General features: G+C 35.3%; 18 protein-coding genes. All 18 read right to left on the minus strand.

Annotated features, from left to right (window positions below; genetic code table 11):
- Positions 1-51: 51 nt before the first annotated feature.
- Positions 52-1242, minus strand: a complete 1191-nt coding sequence (locus I2490_RS02735) for an ABC transporter substrate-binding protein (protein ID WP_206458252.1) — start codon at positions 1240-1242, stop codon at positions 52-54.
- A 67-nt stretch (positions 1243-1309) separates the two neighbouring features.
- Positions 1310-2797 (minus strand): extracellular solute-binding protein, encoded by a 1488-nt coding sequence (locus tag I2490_RS02740; RefSeq protein ID WP_206458253.1) that lies wholly within the window; start codon positions 2795-2797, stop codon positions 1310-1312.
- Between the two features lie 144 nt (positions 2798-2941).
- Entirely contained in the window at positions 2942-3685 is a 744-nt protein-coding gene (locus I2490_RS02745) for a response regulator transcription factor (protein WP_206458254.1), read from the minus strand.
- A gap of 231 nt (positions 3686-3916) precedes the next feature.
- The gene (locus tag I2490_RS02750; protein ID WP_206458255.1) at positions 3917-4237 is read right to left on the minus strand and encodes a hypothetical protein; all 321 of its coding nucleotides are present in this window, start codon (positions 4235-4237) and stop codon (positions 3917-3919) included.
- A gap of 18 nt (positions 4238-4255) precedes the next feature.
- Positions 4256-5020 (minus strand): DUF2089 family protein, encoded by a 765-nt coding sequence (locus I2490_RS02755; RefSeq protein WP_206458256.1) that lies wholly within the window; start codon positions 5018-5020, stop codon positions 4256-4258.
- Between the two features lie 114 nt (positions 5021-5134).
- Positions 5135-5542, minus strand: coding sequence for a PIN-like domain-containing protein (locus tag I2490_RS02760; protein WP_206458257.1), 408 nt, complete (start codon positions 5540-5542; stop codon positions 5135-5137).
- A gap of 111 nt (positions 5543-5653) precedes the next feature.
- Entirely contained in the window at positions 5654-6046 is a 393-nt protein-coding gene (locus I2490_RS02765) for a DUF3883 domain-containing protein (RefSeq protein ID WP_206458258.1), read from the minus strand.
- The gene (locus tag I2490_RS02770; RefSeq protein ID WP_206458259.1) at positions 6043-7224 is read right to left on the minus strand and encodes a hypothetical protein; all 1182 of its coding nucleotides are present in this window, start codon (positions 7222-7224) and stop codon (positions 6043-6045) included. The genes I2490_RS02765 and I2490_RS02770 overlap by 4 nt, the downstream gene beginning before the upstream one ends.
- Before the next feature lie 411 nt (positions 7225-7635).
- A complete protein-coding gene (locus tag I2490_RS16540) occupies positions 7636-8145 on the minus strand; it encodes a restriction endonuclease (protein ID WP_245157062.1) in 510 nt (169 codons plus the stop codon).
- A complete protein-coding gene (locus I2490_RS16545) occupies positions 8094-8555 on the minus strand; it encodes a winged helix-turn-helix domain-containing protein (RefSeq protein WP_245157063.1) in 462 nt (153 codons plus the stop codon). The genes I2490_RS16540 and I2490_RS16545 overlap by 52 nt, the downstream gene beginning before the upstream one ends.
- 13 nt (positions 8556-8568) lie before the next feature.
- Positions 8569-11892, minus strand: a complete 3324-nt coding sequence (locus I2490_RS02780) for a DEAD/DEAH box helicase family protein (protein ID WP_206458260.1) — start codon at positions 11890-11892, stop codon at positions 8569-8571.
- A gap of 537 nt (positions 11893-12429) precedes the next feature.
- Positions 12430-13542, minus strand: coding sequence for a restriction endonuclease subunit S (locus I2490_RS02785; protein ID WP_206458261.1), 1113 nt, complete (start codon positions 13540-13542; stop codon positions 12430-12432).
- 3 nt (positions 13543-13545) lie between these two features.
- The gene (locus tag I2490_RS02790) at positions 13546-15009 is read right to left on the minus strand and encodes a type I restriction-modification system subunit M (protein ID WP_206458262.1); all 1464 of its coding nucleotides are present in this window, start codon (positions 15007-15009) and stop codon (positions 13546-13548) included.
- 32 nt (positions 15010-15041) lie between these two features.
- Positions 15042-15254 carry a helix-turn-helix domain-containing protein gene (locus I2490_RS02795; RefSeq protein ID WP_206458263.1) on the minus strand — a complete coding sequence of 71 codons (213 nt, stop codon included), beginning with the start codon at positions 15252-15254 and terminating at the stop codon, positions 15042-15044.
- 405 nt (positions 15255-15659) lie between these two features.
- Positions 15660-17006 carry a Na+/H+ antiporter NhaC family protein gene (locus I2490_RS02800; protein WP_206458264.1) on the minus strand — a complete coding sequence of 449 codons (1347 nt, stop codon included), beginning with the start codon at positions 17004-17006 and terminating at the stop codon, positions 15660-15662.
- 180 nt (positions 17007-17186) lie between these two features.
- Positions 17187-18026, minus strand: a complete 840-nt coding sequence (locus I2490_RS02805; RefSeq protein ID WP_206458265.1) for an amidohydrolase family protein — start codon at positions 18024-18026, stop codon at positions 17187-17189.
- Between the two features lie 273 nt (positions 18027-18299).
- On the minus strand, positions 18300-19277 hold the full coding sequence (locus tag I2490_RS02810; RefSeq protein ID WP_206458266.1) for a lipoate--protein ligase: 978 nt from the start codon (positions 19275-19277) through the stop codon (positions 18300-18302).
- Positions 19270-20979 carry a dihydrolipoyl dehydrogenase gene (lpdA, locus tag I2490_RS02815; protein ID WP_206458267.1) on the minus strand — a complete coding sequence of 570 codons (1710 nt, stop codon included), beginning with the start codon at positions 20977-20979 and terminating at the stop codon, positions 19270-19272. The genes I2490_RS02810 and lpdA overlap by 8 nt, the downstream gene beginning before the upstream one ends.
- Positions 20980-20981 lie beyond the last annotated feature (2 nt).

Here is a 20981-nt window from a genome sequence, read left to right on the forward strand (position 1 = left end):
AGCAAAGTGATTTTCAGTTTTTTTAATAATGAATTCTTTTTTATAACCATACTATTGGGTAATATTCTCCTTTAATAACGATTTAAAGAATTGGTCTAAATATTCCGTATTGCCGTCAATAAAACTATTTGCATATTTTATAACATCAATTTCATCTAAAGGAATATCATTGCCGTCCGCAACATCATCTCGACAAGACCATGTACCGGATGTGCAGAAAGGCTTATACCCTTCACCTGTGCCGTCAGTTTCACCAAGCAAAAATCTAATAAATAGTTTTGCCGAATTAATATTTTTCGCCCCCGCTGCAAGCATGACACTATTAGGTGTATATACTGCGGCAAAAGGCTCTAGCTCATAAATAGGCTCAAAGCTATAGCCAAGCTCACAAAGCCTTAATTTGCTTGATAGCATTATGCCTAAAGCATAAGAATTGTCACCGGTACCAATACCCTCAGCAACCTCATCACTGGTATTTACAAAAACTATGTTCTCTGCTGCCTGCTCCCAGAAATATTCCCCTATGGATTTATCCTTAGGGAGAACAGGCTCTGTGCCAAAATATAACTTATAGGCAGTAAGCATTTTTTCCTCTTCTTTTAAAACAGTCGCACAAAAGCCGTAAGTAGTAAAAGAACTAAGAGGCGAGGCCATAACTATTTTATCTTTATATTTATTTTCAGTAATTTCCCATATATTTGAGATAGGGCTTTGCTGATAAAGCTCACTATTATAGGCAAATAAAATTACTTCATCTAAAAAATTTAATTTGGTATTTATATGGTCGCTTTTAATCCTTGGTTCAATATCCCAAGGAATATATGGGAGAATTAGACCTGGTTCAATGAGCTCATTGTAAAGGTTCCCGGCACTGTCACTACAAATAAGCATATCACAATCAAAGGAATTGGTATCATAATTAGTACGTATCATTTTAATAGCATCTTTACTTCGGATATCTTTTATTTCAACTGTAAGTCCGGGATAAGCTGTTTCAAAGTATTTTTTAGTGTCAAATAATCTAGTAGTAACTGAGTAGATTGTTAAAATATCCTCTTCTAAGGCGGCCTTATACAATTCATCAGGCGTTTCTTTCGCTTCAAGATTGGCAGAAAGCACCCAGCTTTCTAAAAATTCCTGCTGCGTTGCTTGATTACCTGCACTTCTGCCACCGCACGCAATTAAGGTAAAAGATACCATAACACAAAGCAATGCCACTAAAACTATTTTTTTCACTTCCATTACATTAACCTCCAAAACGAGCAATCCGTAAATTAACAAATTAATATATTCTTATATTCGCACCCTATTACTCTGGATTTGATAAAAAGTCATCTCCAATTAGTTCTTTGCATTTTGTAATAAAAGCTTTCCAGTGGTAATCTGAATTAATATCAAGTTCACCAGTAATAAATTTATTAATCATATCATCACAGTAATTTGTCAGCTCTGTTGGATTTCCCAATTGGGTATATAAATATTTGCTATCCTCCTGAATTTCTCTGTTATAAAAAGGCTCATACACTTTTGCCGCACGAGCATCCAAATATTCCACCAATGAATTGTCCCCATTCCAAGCAACACCATCAATATAGGTTTCATCTACATAGCGTACCCCGGCTCCAGCATAGTTTTTGTTTTGTGTTTTGCTTTTTAGATAATTCAAGGTAACAATTTCTGCCTTATTTCCATAAAGGGAGATGTCATCGCCAAGGGAAAAGGTCCAGTCCACATCATATTCACCGAAAGCGCCAATTAAAGCTCCTTCTTCTGAAAGCATGGCGTCTAAAACTTTGAAAGCTTCATCAGGATTCTTGCTATTAGCAGGAATAAAAGCTCCGATTGATGGTTTAGGAGTTGTGTATATGGCATTTTTATAACCCCTTGGTCCAATTAGGGGTGGCACTTGAATATAACAGGATAAAATAGCAGGTGCATTGGCATAAATATTATCAACGATGCTTTGGCTGGTAAAAGCGCCTACAATATCCTCCGGTGAACACACAGTTTCTAAAATTTGATTTTGGGTAAAGGTAAAACTGATGTCTGCTAATAAATCCTCCGAATACAATCTATGGCAATATTTTAGACCATCACGAAAATCATTTGTAATAGGGGAATAAATAGAATCGTTATCACCCTTGTAAAATCTTAAATTTATTGGATCGTTATGAATGAAAGCGTTTAAAAGAAAGTTATAGCTTTGAAGTGAATAGTTGGATTCACAGCCAACTAAGGGTAGTTCATCAGAAATACCATTATTATTGGGATCCTTATCACGAAAGGCTATTAGTACATCGTGAAGCTCATCCGTCGTTTTAGGAATCTGAAGGCCTAAGGCTTTAAGCCAATTGGTGTTAATCCAAAACGTTTGAAAGTTTTTACTGGTTCTTGAGGTTTCCGCATTTGGAAAATAATATAGATTACTATTAATCAGAAGGCTTTCTTCTGGCAGACTATTATCGGATTTATGTAAAATATTATAATAATTAGTGCCTTCGGCGGTTAAGCGATTTAGACTATAAATCAGTCCTTTTTCTGCATAGCTTAAGAAATCCTCTTTTGATATGATTGATTGGTTTTGCGGTAAAATTACGCAATCAATTTTACCAGAATTCGCTGTAAGCAAGGCTTTTATATATTCTTTTTTGTAGCCATGAGGGATGTAATCAAATTGAATCGAGCAATTTGTTTCGGATTCAAGCCAGCTTGTATAATAGTTAGTGGTGTAGTCTTGTACGAGATCATCTTGAACTATAGCAATGGTTATAACTTTTTTACCAGTATCAGTCTTCATTGCTTGTCTCTCGACTACAAAAACTACTATCAGCATAACTATGATTAGTAGTGTTATAAAAAATATAAAATTTTTTTGCTTTTTCTTGAATTCCATTTGTTTGTCCATTCTTATTTTATATTTTATATGTATTTTATGTTCCCTTTAATCCTGTTTCGTGTATTTACTAGGAGCAACCCCATAATACTCTTTAAAAACCTTATTAAAATAATAGTAGTCGGTGTAGCCACATTCAAGGGCGATTTGCTTGAAGGAAAGGTTACTTTCTATGATAAGTGAACTAGCATGCTTCATTCTTAAATCTGTAAGAAAACATGTCAAGGTCGTGTTGTAATATTTAGAAAAAAGATTACATATATAACCAGGACTTAGAGCAAATTGCTTTGAAAGCTTATTTAGTGAGAATTTCTCTTGAAAGTTTTTTTCTAGGTATTCTGTTAAATCAAGGAAAGCCGGAGTTATATTTTCTTCCGGAGTTTTCGGTAAAAATGGCCGTTTTTTGGAAAGCTTATTTGCAAGTCTTTCTAAAACCAGCTGTAATTCTTCTATCTGAACAGGCTTCAAAATATAGTCAAAACCGGAGTGGTTAAAAAAGGTTCTGGCATCATCAAAGGTACCATAGGCACTTACCATGACAAACTCAAAGTTTAGATTAGAGTCAAGTAAGGTTTTCATAAAAGCATGTCCATCTATATCAGGCATTTTAAGGTCACTGAAAATAACATCTGGACAAAGCTCTGGTATGCGTTGTAGAGCATGGACAGGATTGCTATCATAGCCAATTACTTTAAAACCGTTATCCATCCAAGGAACAGTTTCAAGTAACTCTTTTAGAATTAATTCATCGTCATCTAGTAGAAAAACCTTATACATAACAATATCCCTCACAACATCCCTCTTTTGTATATAATATACAAATTGTTAGAAAAATCCTTTAAAAGTAATAATAAACTTTTCTAAGCAAAATAAAAATATAAAATCTTAGGATTTATTAGTAAAATTTTAATATACGCTATATTTAACATAATTCTCTTTTAATACTTCAGAAATTAAATCCAGAACATATTTTTCATCGCTATCTATCCGCATTCTAACCACCTCTATTTTTATCAAAAGGCATTACACATGCGATTGATCTGGATTATATCCAAACTGCTTAAGTCTATATCTGCATATATTTCTTTCTTCATCTGTGAATAGTTGCACATATTCTGGTTTTAGTACATGAGCTTCAATTGAAAGGTCTAACCTTCTGTGCTCCGAAAGAATCTCAAATCCATATGTTCCGCCATCCTTTGCTATTAACATCTTGGCAGCCTGAACACCTCCTTTTTCAGAGAAAAGCTGTAGGAACCGAGTAGCGTTATACTTAAGCTCTTTCTTTGCTCTCAGGTATATATTCTTCATATCTTCATTAAAATTCTTCTCTAAAGAATTCATACGAACACCTCCAACAGTTTATTTAATCTCGCTCATGTAACTAGGGTTTATTGTCAAATACCCTCTCTCATTGCGACAAATCCCCGCCCAATCCAAAATCGCAGCAATTACAAACGCCGGTCCGAAAGCGGTCTCGCCGATTTGTGCGCCATGTACCTTATGTGCTATATAGCCTTCTACTGAATCTAACGGCAAATCATCACTTCCAAGTTTTGCACCTGAACGAGCTTTGCCCTTTATGGCTTTTCCACCATTCTGAATTACAACTTCAACAGCGGCATCAAACACGTCCCAAGTAAGATGATTAGGAACAGGAATCTTTGGTGAAACAAGGCCCTTACCGTTAGGATCAAAGCCAATATCGCACAAATCACCGCTATAAAGAGGAATCAAAGCTCTACCACCAACCGCATTAAGCTTCTCTTTTATTATTTTAATAACCGGGCTGTCGGTTTCTTTAATAGGCTGATTGTCCACTGTTATCATGGCGGTCTCATTCCTTTCTTCACCTTTTATTGGAGACAGGTTTAATTTATCAAGAATATCATTAAACTTCTTTTTTACAGCGGGATAAGACATCCCCTTTTCATTTTGAAGGGCCTTGAAATTTCCTTGCGCCTTCAAAAAGCTTTCAACAAAATCGAGTTCGTCTGCTGTAAGATAGTCAAATTTACTAAGAGGAAAATCACCATTTAATTCTAATTCACAATTGTCGCAACTAAGTTTGGTTGCGATTAACTTTTCATTGCATCTTGGGCATGTTTCCACTAAGTCCTTTACCATAATATCCCTCCTCTTATAGGAAAATTATATCTCTCAAATATATTGTTGTCAATGTAGTTTGTAATTTTATTTACAACTACTTTTAAAGTAATAAAAAACACGGCTGACTTAGATCTAATTCCCAATCAGCCGTGTTTCATGTACTATTTTATTCACCGCCGCATTCCATATAATCTTATCTATCAACTGCTTAATTTTATCTTCATCCAAAAATCGGTTATTAATTTCATCCAAAGTGTCATGTTCCAAAGCATATTCTTCAAATGCATTTTCTACCGCTTCAATTTGCTCTTGCACCTTTTCTTCTAACTCTTTAATATCAGGAAACTTATACCCTTTTAATATATCAAATTGTTTGTTAATTTTATCTTTCATCTGATCCAACGGTTTGTTTAGTATTGATGAAACATTTTCAAATTTCTTTCTTTGACGATTTAAACAGGTACTATGGTTTCGATCAAACTCTCGTTTTACAGTCTCTGGAAGCACCAGTTTATCTAATATAAGCTCTGATAGTTCCACAAAAAAGTCGTCACCTCTGGAGAATACTCATATAAATTCAAATATATATTAGTATCATAAACCACGCAGATTTGGTTGCTTTGTATTAAATCTTAAATATCTTTTTTTATATTATGATGATTTTTCTACATTATCTAGTCCCTCCTGTTTCACATTAATTGCGACCTTATACTGTGTTGGCACAATCTTTACTATATCTTTTTGAAGAAAGGGGTTTTTTATCTTCCATATTTTAGGATTGCTAGTATCAGCTTCATAAACAATATAAATCCAATAATTATCGACTTGTTTAGCCTTTGTCAGTTCATTATCCGATAAATAAAAATTGGCATCGCCGATTTTAGCTTTTGTTGATTTAACCTCAATCTTCATCTCTTTTCCATATTCATCATATGAGAGTATATCATATCCAGCTCCATCATCTTCTGCTGCAATATGCTTAACAAGTAGATTTGATTTTCCTGCCGCCTTAAGTTTATCTTCCTCGGCTTTAATTACAATCAACTCCCCCGATCTCCTATTCGCTTATTGTCCTTGGCTTGCTTTTCATAGTTTCCTTTGCCCTTTTTCCCCTGAACTTTTTTTTCATCAGAATTAGGCTCAAACTTTTCTGGTAGTAACTCTATTATTTCGTATTCAGTTTTTGAAATAGGTACAAAGATGTCAACCAATGCCAAATACGATTTTTCCACTGCAACACCCTTTTTATTCTCATTTGTAGGACTTCCAAATAAATAGTATAAACATCTACTAAATTCAAATATGCTCCAATTTCTCATGAATGGATGGTGATCTTTATAATTTAACAATAACTTCTGCTTTTCGATTTCACTCATACTGTTTTTTGTTTCTTTTATGTTAAGCTGTGCAATGAAATAATCTAAATGAGAACTAGAAAATATATTTAAGTATAAGTGAGGATAATAAAGAGATAATAGTTTACCTTTCATCATGGGAGAAAGCTTATTTTGATTTATTTTTTCTATATCGTAGTTTTTACCAGCCATAATTAGTAATACTAGCTGCTCTTTAACTTTATCTAAAGCTTCTTCCTTTGTATTACCATATCCTTTAGTCCATCTATATTTTTGAATATGATCACTTCCTTTTTTACCAAAATAAATCCCAAATTTTGCAGAAGTGGAACCATGCATATCTCCCCACGCTTGTAATTCATTCTCTAACCGATAGCAAAACGAAGTTTTATCTTGTTTACCAACTACATATTCATCCAAAGACATATGCCTTAATTTTTCAATACTATAATCTTTAGTAAAAGATAGTCTTTTTTCTTCTAGTTCTTCTCTTTTTTGAGTATACGTAAATCTGAATTTTTCAAAAACTTTCAAATAATCTTCATATTCATTATCTGAAATTTTCATTTTTTCACTTGTAAACAGTGTATCCCAAACAAGTTCTAATTTTTCTATATACTTATTCCTTATTGAAATTCCTGACCCCTGTGGGCTCCAATTTTGCTCCGGAAACATTTTTTTCAAATCACTTTGTTCTAAAATTTTATCTAAATCATAGTCTAAAATTCTATTAAAATCAATGTCAACTCGCCTTACAGTTTCACCTTTATTTTTCTTATCTTCATTCCAATGTTCAGAGTCATAAAATTCACTTGTAATAATCCCAGATGCTATAATTCCTCTAGGTGGCTTTCCCAATTTAATCAAATATATTTTATCACCAATGTTTGTTTGCTTCGTATTGCATGACCATCCATCACAATAAATAGAACCAGTTTTTGCAGATTTAATAGCCTCTTTATATTCATACCAAGGCCAAAGCTCTGTATTCCACGTCAATAACCATGTCCCCATTTAATCTCTCCTCTTCTGCATAATAATTCCAAATTATACTTAATATTATACTACAACATTACGTTATCCAATAACACTTCTTGTTCCTAATTAACAGCCTTACAAAAACAAATAAAAAAAACCGGTCAGAATGCTATATTAACACTCCAACCGGTTTTAATTACTTTGTATATTTAATTTCAACATCAAGTCGAAAAATCATATGGGGTATACCAAAATTATTCAAAAATAGATAGATAGGGGGTGAGCGAAAATATTTAATTTTTATTCTCCATTAAAATAATCCGTGTCAATTTTTTTGATTAAATAGGTGTTTTCTACAGAAACGCCAAGATTGTGTTCAACCATAAGCGCTGCTAAAGATTTACCATCAATTAATGCGATTTTGCAGGCATGTTGCTTGCTCACATACTCTTTAGCTTCTTTTGTAAAACTTGCAGTTGTAATGAATGCTCCTTTTGTTGCTCCTTGTCCGGTTAATGCACCAACAAACTTTTGAAGTTCAGGTCTACCAACTGTTTTTTCAGTATCCCAGCGCTTCGCTTGTACATAAATCTTGTCAAAACCTAATTTATCTTCCTTAATAACACCATCTATGCCTTCGTCACCAGATTTACCAAGAACTTGGCTGTTTTCAATCTTACTGCCGCCATAGCCCATGGAAACCAACAAATCCACCACTAATTTCTCAAAGAAGTCCGGTGATTGATTCATAACTTCAGTCAACAGATCATCAGCCAAAGTGTTTGAAATCGTCTTATAAGCTCTATCCAATAAATCTTGGGTGACTCATCACTACCGATATTAGAAACATCATTGTCAAGCAGTATGCTATCAGAAGTGCTGTTAATAAAATCTTGAAAACCTTCAAACTTCTTAAGATAATTTTGATCCACTACCTTAGGATTTTCTTCTAGCACTTTATGACCAAGTTCAGTAATTCTAAAACTGGCTCTTGCAGGAGACTCAATCACTTTAGCCTTTTTCAGATAAGTCAGTGCCCATCCAATTCGATTTTTATAAACCAGTTGTTTGCCACTTGGCAGCCACTCTTCAAGTTCAGCCTCAGTAAGTTGAAATTGCATTGCCAGCACCTTATACATATCCACACGCTTGTGCATTTGATCATCCTTTAATAATTCCAATACTGGTTTCATAAATTCATGATATTTGGGTATTGCCATGCCCTCGCCTCCTTTAGACACTCAACCGTCCATTAATCTTATCAATAACGCCAATGATTCGTTTTGCCACATCAAGTTTACCATCAAATAAATGCATGACATTGCCACGCTTGTTAAATGGATGTTCATTAAGCACTCGTTTATCTAAGCTACCATTTTTAATAATGTAATTCACCACCAGTTTTACAAATTCCATCTGATTCAAATTAAGGCTTTGATCAGACAAGAATTCTGAAAAGACTTCATTTGCTGCTTGTGGGTCTAGTCCAACAATTTTACTTACCAATTTAAGAAGTGGCTCATCACCAAACTCTTTTTCATAGTCTTCTTTTGTGCCAAGGTCTTGCCATAGGATTTTTTCAAAATATTTGATGTCATCTTCCGTTAAAGGTTTGTTGCTTCGCAGTTTATAGATCACTAAATCATTTTGATGCTCCATTAAGTACTTATTTACCTTCTTGCGATAGCTTTGCATATCATTGACTGAGTATTCACCAGGATTTTCTCTAGTCTCCATGATTTCATCAGTAAAATTGGTATAATAGATTTCACCGGATTTACTATCTAGGAATTTAATTAAATCTCTCAATGCCTCACGAACATCTTCATGATCGAAAATGTCTGCTTCTTCCCAGTATTCATTGGTCTGAACTTTGTAGATTAATTCTTTCTGCTGTTTCACCTTTTCAATCGTCCCTTTAAAGGTGAGCTTTTCAGCTGTACTCACAACACGATTTTTAGGCTTTGAAGCTGGTACTCGCTTAATATCGGCGTATTCAATGGTATACATTAAATAGTCAAATCGCTTTGCCAATTCATCATCATCTATTGATGGTACAAGCGGTGCAACATGTTCTTCAAGGTCTCTGACATCAGTGTCTGAAAGGCTTTCAAATGCACTTTCTTGATTGAATTTATGGATATATTGAAGCTTCATTCTGGCATTGAATTTACTCTCATCAATGCCCTTTATTTCTTTCACGATTCCTTCAATCAAAGTGTTTCTATGCGCAATGTATTCATCAGTCTGGTAGTCAAGCACTTGTAATTCTTTAATAATTCCAACACGGATATTAAAAAGATTCTCTGTAAGTGATTTCATCATTTTAGCTTCTTTACCGTTTTTGTTGGTTCTGAAGAACTCAAAATTACCACAGTAATCAAAGATTCTAAAACCTTCTTTGTCAATGCCTACGCCATACAAATCTTCACAAAGACGTGTACCACGACCAATCATCTGCCAAAACTTAGTCTTCGATCGTACTTTCTTGAAAAATACAAGGTTTAATATCTCTGGAATATCAATCCCAGTATCCAGCATATCTACAGACACGGCGATTTGTGGTAATTTGGTTTTTACTTCAAAATCATCCATAGTGCTTTCCACATAGTTGATACCGGTATAAACAGGTTTTGCAAAATTACCATGATATTCAGGATATAGGCTATTAAAGCGTTTTACGATAAAATCTGCATGTATTTTATTCTTTGCAAAAATTATGGTTTTACCTAATTTGTCGCCACCCTCAACCTTTAAACCTTTCTCCATTAACTCCTGAAGCACGGTATCTATGGTATTGTCATTAAACAGAAATGAATTTAATGCTTCACCACTAATGTCTTTTACATCATCATCAAAGGTTTCTTCAAATTGTTCCTTTTCTTCATCCGTCAAATCATCATAATGAATGCCTTCTTCAAGGAATTTCATCTTGGTTTCTATGGTATGATAAGGCACCAAATAACCATCTTCAATTGCTTCACCCAGCTCATAAGCATAAGTTGGTACATTGTTCTCAAGCTCAAAAATAGCGTAAGTATTTTTATCAAGATCATTTTTGGGCGTCGCTGTAAGCCCCAAAAGAATGGCATCAAAATAATTGAAAATATCCTGGTATTTCTTATAGATACTACGGTGACTCTCGTCTATAATAATCAAGTCAAAATGTCCACTGGTAAATAGCTTTTCACTGTGTTTGTTTTTAATGTCATCAATGGCATTCATCATGGTTGGATAGGTTGAAAATACCATTCGGCTCTCTGGGCTATCCTTACTGTCTAACAGATTACACAGTGACAGTTCTGGCAATAGCGCTTTAAAATTCTTCTTAGCCTGCTTCACAAGGGCTGTACGATCTGCAAGGAACAAGATATTTTTAACCCACCCTCTTTTAATCAGTACATCAACGGTTGATATGGCTGTTCTTGTTTTACCTGAACCTGTTGCCATAACAAGCAGTGCTTTACGATTCCCTTTTTCCAGAGTGTCGCATACAGCTGTAATTGCCATTTTCTGATAATGTCGGTTGGTGATGTCATCATTGATGACAGGGTCTTTCAATGACGATTTATTTTCGCGCTTAAAATAAAGCCATTCCAGCTCTTCTTTCGTATATAAGCCCGACACCAAGCGTTCCGGATAACTGGTATCATCCCATAAATAATATTCAAATCCATTCGTATAGAAAATCACAGGTCTCACTTTATACTGTTTCTCTAAACAATCTGCATAACGCTGTGCTTGTATTTGCCCTACACGAGGATTCACGCTAGTTTTCTTAGCTTCAATAACCGCAAGTGGCTTGCCATTATCACCAAACAGAACATAATCTACATAACCAAGACCTGCCTGATTAGGCATGCCTTCCACCTCAACTTCTTCAAGACAATCCTTACCGATTACCCAGCCGTTCAGCTCGATTTCAAGATCAATATACATCTTACGTGTCTTAAATTCAGAAATCTCATCGACTTTAAACTCACGGTTTTTCTTATTATCCACACGCTTCGCTGCATTAACTCGTCTCAGCTCTTCATTTTCTTTAATGATTTCTTCAAGCTTACGATCTTTAGCACCTAGTCGGTCATAAAGGTCTTTAAGCTCCTCTCTTGTCTTTCTCTCTTTCTCATTATCCCCAAGAAGACTTTCATCAAAGGCAATCTCTTCATACTCGTCTGAATAGCAATAATCAATCCAAGAAATGAATTCAAAGAGGTTATGAAGTGCCATTACTGCCTGTCCTCTTGTAATAGGTGTTGCAGAATGCACTGCTTTATTCCCTAATTGTTGAATATATTTAATCATGGGAAATAGTTTCGTATCAATAATGCCTTTAAACCTGTAATCATGAATCAATGATGCTAAATTATCCTGATAAGGTGCTTCTAGTTCTTGGTCATAACTAAACACCCACTTTACAGCCAGTTCTAAAGCTCTACGTGCAAGAATCGCTGTACTGGCATAGGAAACCACCAAGCCCTTTTCAGCTTCAATACAGGCGTATGTAAAGTCTTTATATTTTTCTTCTTTCTTTAGGAAATCAAAATTGTAGCACATGGTATTCCCCCTTTTATTTACATTTACTGATTTTATTTTTCTTTAGTCCTCTTCCTCATCGACATCTTGAACAGTCATATAATCTTTCAAATTTAAATTATATGCTTCAATTATCTCCGTTATTGTTTCATAGATTATTTTTAATTTTGGTTCTTCAGGCTCATCCAATGTAATATCAATTTTTTTTCAGTTTCTATGAGAAAAGTATAATATCCAGTTCCACTCCTGCAAGAAGCAAAGGTTCATTATCACTATTAAATTTCTCATAATATTCTTTGAAAGCATCAAGGTTTATAATATTGTGATCAGTTAACGAAAATATTGAAACATCTTGTTCTTTTAGCTTGTTGTGCTAGCTATCGATAGAAAAGACACCTTTATAATCATTTTTCTTTGTCTTCCTACTATAATCAGTATGAATATGAAGATCAATCTTTAGCCAATCAGAATATAATTTTGATATACGTTCTCACCCCCATTTTTGGAAATAAAAGTCTCGATAATTATTACTTATTCGTAATCGTAAACAATATATATTTAATTGAAGTACTTTTGCATAATTGAATTGAATAGCACTTGCATTTCATCTAATGAGTTTTGCACTTCTGATTTAAATTTGCCAACCTTTATTGCAAATTTCTCAAACACTCTTTGAATATTTATATCAGGATTCATAACATCTATAGACCTTACTTTTTGGATTCCAAAAGCTGCTTGTGATGTAGAATTTTTTGCTTCAAGAAACTGTCTTTCTATGAAATCTGACATAAATGAATACTTTAAAAAATATGGTGATACTTTATTTCTATTTGGCTGTACTAAAACAACATTTGCAGAAAGTGTATAATCATCTCTTATTGGAACAAATATTGGGTTTCCAATAGTTCCAATTTTCCCAATTATAAAATCGCCATCATGAAGGGTATATCTTTTACGATGTTCGTCAAGTACATTAAAACCTACTTTTCGTGCGTTGCCAAAATCAATTTTCCCAGTTCTATAATCACAATCTTTAATACTAATATATGGTATCCCATCATCTGATACAGGCGGAGTTCTATGACTCGGTTGAGGGTCAATAGCTCCAGCTATATCTCCTACCTTATGAACGCCCCATTTTGCAGTTCCATTTAAAGGATCACCAAACATCTCATAAAACACCGACCGAACCAACTCATCCATCAACCTGATTTGCTCTTTTCTTGCATCAATAAGCCCCTGAGCCTTGTCCAAAACTTCAACGATTTTCTTTTGGGTTTCGAGTGGTGGTACTGGTATTTCAACATTTTCTAAGTACTTCTTAGATATATGTTTCAATCCTGCTCCTTTAAAACCATTTTCTAGTATATGGATATTCCCAGTTAGAAAGAGAAAAACGAATCTAAGATCAATTTCAAACTTTTTACTATTTTGAACTACAAAACAGTCGGTAGAAGTTGAAAATTTACCATATGAATGATGTACACTCGCACTGCCTCCAGTTCCAAAGATTAGTGATTCTCCTTCGATTTCATATGAATCCAGATATTTACTTAGAATAGAACTTGATGTATAAAAGGGATATTTACCGACTTCAAGGCCCTCACCAGCCTTAATCTTTGATTTTTTTAAAAATATAAATGCATCTTTAATTTTTATGACTTCAATCATTCCCTATACCATCCTCTCAATGTCATTAAGACCATCAAGAATCTGTTGTTCCAGTTCTTTTATTCTTTGAATAATTACCTTTGGCGCTTCATATTCCACTTCATTATATTCAATTTCCTTATATCTATTGATAGACAGGTCATAATCATTCTTTACAATTTCCTCTTTAGGAACAAAGAAAGACTTCTCTGTACGCTTTCTATCGTTTTCATTTTCAAGGTTATGGTAACGGCTGATTATATTAGGAATATCATTGGCTTCCACCGGTTGACGTTTATCATCTAGAGATAAACCATCTGCCTGCATATCATAGAACCATACTTTTTCCGTGCCACCTGCACCAGTCTTAGTGAAAATCATAATAGCTGTAGAAACCCCTGCATAAGGCTTAAACACACCACTAGGCATAGAAATAATCGCTTGTAGTTGATGATTTTCAACAATTTCCTTACGAATAGATTTATGGGCATTGGAACTACCAAACAACACGCCATCTGGCACGATAGAAGCACACCTTCCGCCTTTTTTGAGCGTTCTTAAGAAAAGGGCTAGGAATAGTAGCTCTGTTTTCTTAGTTTTGGCTACTTTTAATAGGTCTGCCGATACGCTATCATAATCAAGCGAGCCTTTAAATGGTGGGTTTGCAAGGACTAATGTGTACTTTTCTCTATCTCTATTGGTTTCTGATAAGGAATCTCTATATTCAATATTTGGGCTTTCTACACCATGAAGCATCATGTTCATGGCACCAATACGGAGCATAGTTCTGTCCATGTCGTTACCGAAGAACATCCCCTTGTGATAATGGTCTTTCAGTTCCTTGATGGTGAACATGTCCTCGTTATTTCGTTTTAAATATTCACCAGCTTCAACTAGGAAACCTGCTGATCCAGCTGCTGGGTCAACGATAATGTCCGTTGGTGTTGGCTGCATCAAGTCCACCATCATTTTAATGATGTGTCTTGGCGTTCTGAACTGACCGTTTGTACCGGCTGTTGCAACCTTAGAAAGTAAATACTCGTATAAATCCCCTTTGGCATCATCTGTTGTGTTGCCTTCTTTAATAGGTAGTCCATCAATATTTGTGACTATCTTTTCTAACATTTGTGGTGTAGGAATCATAAAGATGGCATCATCCATGTATTTGGTAAAAGCTGAATCTTTATCAACATGCATGGTTTTAATAAATGGAAACACTTTCTTTGAAACTGTTTCATACATCTCAGTTGCACTCATTTGTTTAAAGTTATGCCATCTAAGGTTTTGCTGATCATCGTTAAATATTTTATTGAAATCTGTACCGACAAACTCCGCCAGTTTTTCTTCTTCCTTTTGCTTGTCATCAAGTCCCTTTATAAATAAAAGATAGGTAAACTGCTCAATAACAGAAAGTGGATTGGTGATCCCACCTGTCCAGAATATCTCCCATATTTTATCTACCTTGCTTCGTAATTCACCTGTAATCATTGTAATTCTCCCTTGGTTTCATCTATTTCAGTCTAGTAATCCAGTAAATGTTTAATCAACGCTTCATTCAGTCCTTTCTCATTACAAAAGTCATAAAGAGCTTTCTTTGCAAGCATATTGGGACTATTTTTTCCATTTTCCCATCGATTAACTGTCGCAAAGCTGACGTGCAACTCTCTGGCCAGTTGTTCCTGACTCATATTCAGTTTGGCTCTAATTTCTTTTACTGTTTGGGCAAAATCCATTCCATACACCTCCAGTGCTCCACTTCATATTATAACAAATGCTATAATATATGCCCACTTTAATTTGAAAATAAATAATTTGCTATATCCGTCCAAAACATGAAAAGCTTGTTTTGCTACTATCGCTTCAACATGCCTAGACTAGACAAAAATGATGCCGCCAAAACCCACTGGTTCCTTGGCGGAGGGGTATTTTCTTCTAAAATATATAACTCTGATCTGTTTTTTTTACCCAACCCACTCTTTGAAAATCTGAAGGAGCATTATTGAGATGACCGATATTAACTGTGTAGAAGAGAATGTTTTTAATGAATTAATATGTGGCTAATGAAAAGAACTGGACTTCACTTAAATGTGGAGTCCAGTTCTTTTTTATCTTTTATATCCATTTAGGGCAGTGAAGAATTAAGAAACAAATCCTAAAATTAAATATCCAACCACAGAAGTAATTGAAATCAAAAGAGTATAGGGTAACATTGTTTTTATAATTTGAACATTGGATACGCCAGTACCGGCTGCCGTCATGAATACCGTGTCTGAGTAGAAACAAAGAGTAAGTCCCATTACCACACCGCTCATTACTGCTGCTAGAACAATGATGGTAGATGCACCTGTTGCTGCGGCAAGAGAAAGAAATATCGGTATTGCAATCAGCATTACGACCCAGCAACTTCCTATTGCAAATACGCACAAACTTGTCAAAAGAAATGCTACAGCAGGAAACAGGGATACCGGAATCATCTGCCCTACACTTCCGATTAACAAGTCAAATAGACCAAGTTCTTCGTTGGCTTTGCTTAAAGTAAAACCAAAAGCAATTACAATGGCAATCAACATCATTGACTTGGCTCCTTCAAAGAAATTCTGAAAAAATTCTTCCACTGTCATCAATTTCTGACCGATATACAAAACAAACTGGACAATGAGAGCAATAAAGAGCCCATATACCAAATCATTATCAAAAATAAATACTCCTGTAATCATCGCAATGATAGGGAGAATTGTATTAAATGCACTTGAAACTTTATTTTCATTAAAAGCTTCCAAATCTATAATAGAAGAAGCTTCTTTTTCTTTCAAGAATGTAGGACCTCCACTATTAACTCTTTTGTATGCTTCATTTAGAGTACCAATCCGGGGGAATAATTTTAGTGCTAAAAACAAACATAGAATAACCATCAGTATTGGGAAGAACATGTATGGGATTGCCCGAAGATATTCATTGAATCCCATTCCGTTTTCCGAAATAATACTAATTGTAAAAGCCGTCCAGCTTGTAAACGGAATCAGTATACAAAGACTGCAAGACATACCGTGAGTTTGAAGTGCAAGATGTTCACGGGGAACTCTGTTTTTATCAGTAATATCGTGCATGGCAAAAGAAGTCGTCAATGCATTGAGATAGTCATCAACAAACATAATCAACGATAAAAGCCATGCAATAAATAGTGAAGAACGGGGACCTTTTGCCACCTTCAGTACTAAATTACGAAACCCCATCAGTGCACCGGATTCTTGCAGGAGCTTTATCAATGCTCCAAAGCAAATGATTACCATGAGTGAAAATTGGAAAGATCTATTGGAGAGTGTTGCATAAAGTGCATTAATAGTGCCTGCAAGAAAATTTTGCTTATGAAGAATGACCATTGCCAATAATGTACCAATAATCAGGGATTCAGACATTCGCTTTGTTATAAGCGCAGACAATATTACAAAAATAAGTGGTAACAAAACAAGAATATTATGAAACATTTATTTTACTCCCTTTACGCTTTTTGATAAAATTGTAGCTTCAAATATAATATAAGTCAAACTGTGATTATTTATATAAAATTAAAGGAAAACTTATATATCTATTGTGGTATAAAAATAGCACAGCTATAATGGTAATGTTGGGAGGTCATTATGGAAAAAATTAATGTAGGAGTATTCCTAAAAGTTGTTAAAACCGGTAGCTTCAAAGCAGCTGTTTGCAATATTATCACCACATATTAGCGCAATTTCATTGTCAGAAAGCGATAATTGAATTAGTTTTTTACGAACTTTGTCTATATTATCAATACCATATGGTGTATCACTTCCTAATAATAATCTTTGTACTCCAAAATTCTTCATACATTTATTCAAAATATCCAATGAATAAAGCTGTGGAGCGGATAAATCGAAAAAGACATTTTCATTTTTAAGAGTATCATTCATATAATCTGCACCTATCATATGTGCCACAATAAAAGTAGTATCCATAAATATATTAGCAATTTCTACAAATTTAACTACCTGCTCATGCGACAGCAAGTGGATAAAAACAGGAAGATGATGATTTGTTGCCCATTTAAATATTGCTGTACATTGTTCACAACTTATGTCAAAATTTGTCCAGCACTGATGAAGTTTTATCATCTTAAATTTATATATTGGGTAATACTCTTTAAGCTTATGTATGCAATCTTCATCTAATGGATTTGCCCAATATGTATTGATTACCTTTTGAGGTAACTGGCAAGAAAGATTAAAGACAAACTCATTTTGTTCATCTATATTGTTTGCTACATGATTCATCTTTGTAACTCTACATATAATTTTATTGAAAAAATAGCTAAGCTTTTGTCCTTTAAATAAATTTGAGAGCATTGGATAAGCATAATTTTTAATGCTGTTTGGCTCACCACCGCAAAGCACAACTTTATCAATTCCATGTATAGCTAAATATTTTTCAATATTTTCAGGTGTTAAATATGCGCCGCAAGCGTGTGCATGACCGTCTATTATCATATACTATTCACCTTACCTTTAAAATTTTCTTTCCACCCGTTAGGGACAGTTCTTTTTTTATCACACTTCCAAAATATATGTTTACCAATGTCATAATCAAAAACGCCCTATGTCATCTATATTTTTGTTGTTATCATAATTTTTTTATAAGTTAATGTGTTGGTCATACATTAATTTTACCATAAATCCCTTACTCTCGAGTTTGGGATTTATTTGTTGCCATAAAAAAAACTGTGCACTAAATCATTATTTAGTGCAACAGCTCCATTTTTGTTAAATTATTATCATCTCAATAAGATCTCTTCTAATGGTCTCATCGGAAATCCATTGGTGAATACACTGATAAATGGTTTCTTTCTGATATCTTTTACCTATGAAAGCCTCACCTAATTGTTGAAAGTTTTCATCATTTAGCGCGTCCGTAGACAAATGGCAGTTTTCGACAATTCCCTTATGCACTTCCAGCTGAACCATGATACTCCCCCAGCTTAAACGGGATTCGAATTCAATATTAAACTGAGGAATACTCCCTATTTGCCACGACCACTGATCATAATGAGATTTATACGCTTCATAACATTCTGGCGAGATCGTTCCCTCTTCAAGGAAGACGCCGTCGAACGCTGACTTAAACGTTTCAATCAATTGGTGCCTCACTTCTGATACAGTACACTTTTCTGAAAGTGTGCTCAAATTGACAACCCTCGATCTCACAGAGTCGATGCCCTTGGATTCAATTTTTAGTTTAGATGGCGTCAAATACTTTGACAATAGCTCTAAAGAGGATTCAATCAGTAAAGTGCCATGATGACAGTGTACACCATATTCTTCGAGAAAAGCATTTCCAGAGAATTTACTGCCGGAGACCGTCAAATCATTGCGACCACTTAGTGTACTCTCAATGCCAAAAGCCTTTAACGCCTTAATAACCAATTGATAATTTCTTTGAACATCCGCTCGATCTAAATGCGTTATAAATGAGAAATTCAAATTTCCAAGGTCATGATACACTGCACCACCACCCGATTTACGTCTAACCAATTGAACTTGGTCTTTTTCCATAAGGGGTAGGTTGCATTCTTTATAGGGGTTTTGGTGACACCCTATAACCACAGTGTGGTGACTCTGCCATAAGAAAAGTATGATTTCATCGGGCTCGCATCTTTTCATAAGGTAGTTTTCAATCGAAAGATTTTCTATGGTATCTGCTTTCCTACCAACTACCAATGTGTGTTTTTTGAATTTATCCAAAGTGAATGCCTCTTCCATCTGCCATCAATAAGGCTTCATGAATGGTTTCTCCCAAGGTTGGATGTGCATAAATGGTCGCAAGTGCATCAGATACTTTTGTTTTACTTCTAATGAGCTCACTGATCGTCGCAATCAAATCTGTACCGTGTGCTCCGACAATTGCACCACCCAAGAGTACTTGGTTCTCCGTATCGACAATAAGCTTCACAAAGCCCTCTGTAGCATGCATTGCAACTGCTTTACCAGATGCCATAAATGGAAATTTAACCACTTTGATTGAGCAACCTTCTGCTTGAGCAGTTACCTCATTGAGCCCAACTGCGCCAACTTCTGGCATTGTAAAAATGGTTGAAGGAACTAAATCGTAATGCATTTTGCTATCTTGTCCTGCGATATGTTCAGCTGCTATCATCCCCTGATGAGAAGCCACATGTGCCAATTGAATGATATTGGTTACATCTCCGATTGCATAGATGTTCTCATTGCTGGTCTGCATGTGTTCATTAACAGCGATACCATTTGAACGCTTATTAAGTTCAACTTCCAATTTTGCAAGATCAAGGGCATCTAAGTTCGCTCTACGACCAACCGCCATAAGAACTTTCTCGCTACTGATGAGATGCGCTTGGCCCTCTACTTCTATTTCCGTTACAAAGGTCTGACCTAGCGTCTCGCGAATGCTTGTCGCCTTTGCACTTTCATAGATTTTAATGCCTCTTTCAATGGCTGATTGGCATACCACATCACTGACATCAGGATCTAACATGCTCAACACTCTAGGCAAGAACTCAACGACGCTGACATCGCACCCTAGCGCATTGTATATAAAAGCGATTTCCATACCGATAACACCGCCACCAATAATGGTTAAGGATTTTGGCAATTCCTCAAGCGCCAGCACTTCTGTACTGGTGAGAATACCAGACAAATCACTTCCTTCAATTGGCAACTTAAAGGCACTAGAGCCAACGGCAATGATCAATTTGTCAAATTTAATCGTTGCATCAATCTTCTTAGTCTTAACGCTAATGGTTTGAGCATCTACTGCAACAGCTTCACCATCGATTACTCGAATCTGATGGTTGTTCATTAAACCGCCAATACCACCGACCAAGTTTTGAATAACCTCATCCTTATTGGCCATGGTCTTTTGAAAATCTATTTGGATGTTATCCACTTGAAATCCCAGTTTAGAAGCACTTTTCATCTCTTCTAGAACTTCGACGCTGTGCGCCAAAGCCTTAGTTGGAATACAACCGTAATTAAGGCATGTGCCTCCGAGGGCATCTTTCTCAACCAAAACTGTTTTTTTGCCAAGTTGAGATGCTCTAATAGCTGCAACATAACCGCCAGGACCGCCACCCACGATTAAGACATCACAGTGAATGTCTTCCTTCATCGGGGTACTGATTCCAAAACTGTAGCCCTTTTTCTTTGGTGGCTCATTTTTCTCGCATTGGTAACCCGCAGCGACTTTGATGACACCAACTTTCTGATTTTTCTTTACGACATCGCCATCTTGGACATCTAAAGACTGAATCAGACCGGGAACGCTCGCTAAAATTTTAACAGCACCCTTGCCTGATTCAAGCGTAAGTAGGATATCTCCTTCTTGAACTTCATCGCCAACGGCTACTTTAACTTGTCCAACTTTCGCTTCTTGATCATGACCAGATATCTTGTCAATTATAATATCTTTCATTT

The sequence above is a fragment of the Anaerovorax sp. IOR16 genome, assembly GCF_017168145.1.
Classification (GTDB): Bacteria; Bacillota; Clostridia; order Peptostreptococcales; family Anaerovoracaceae; genus IOR16.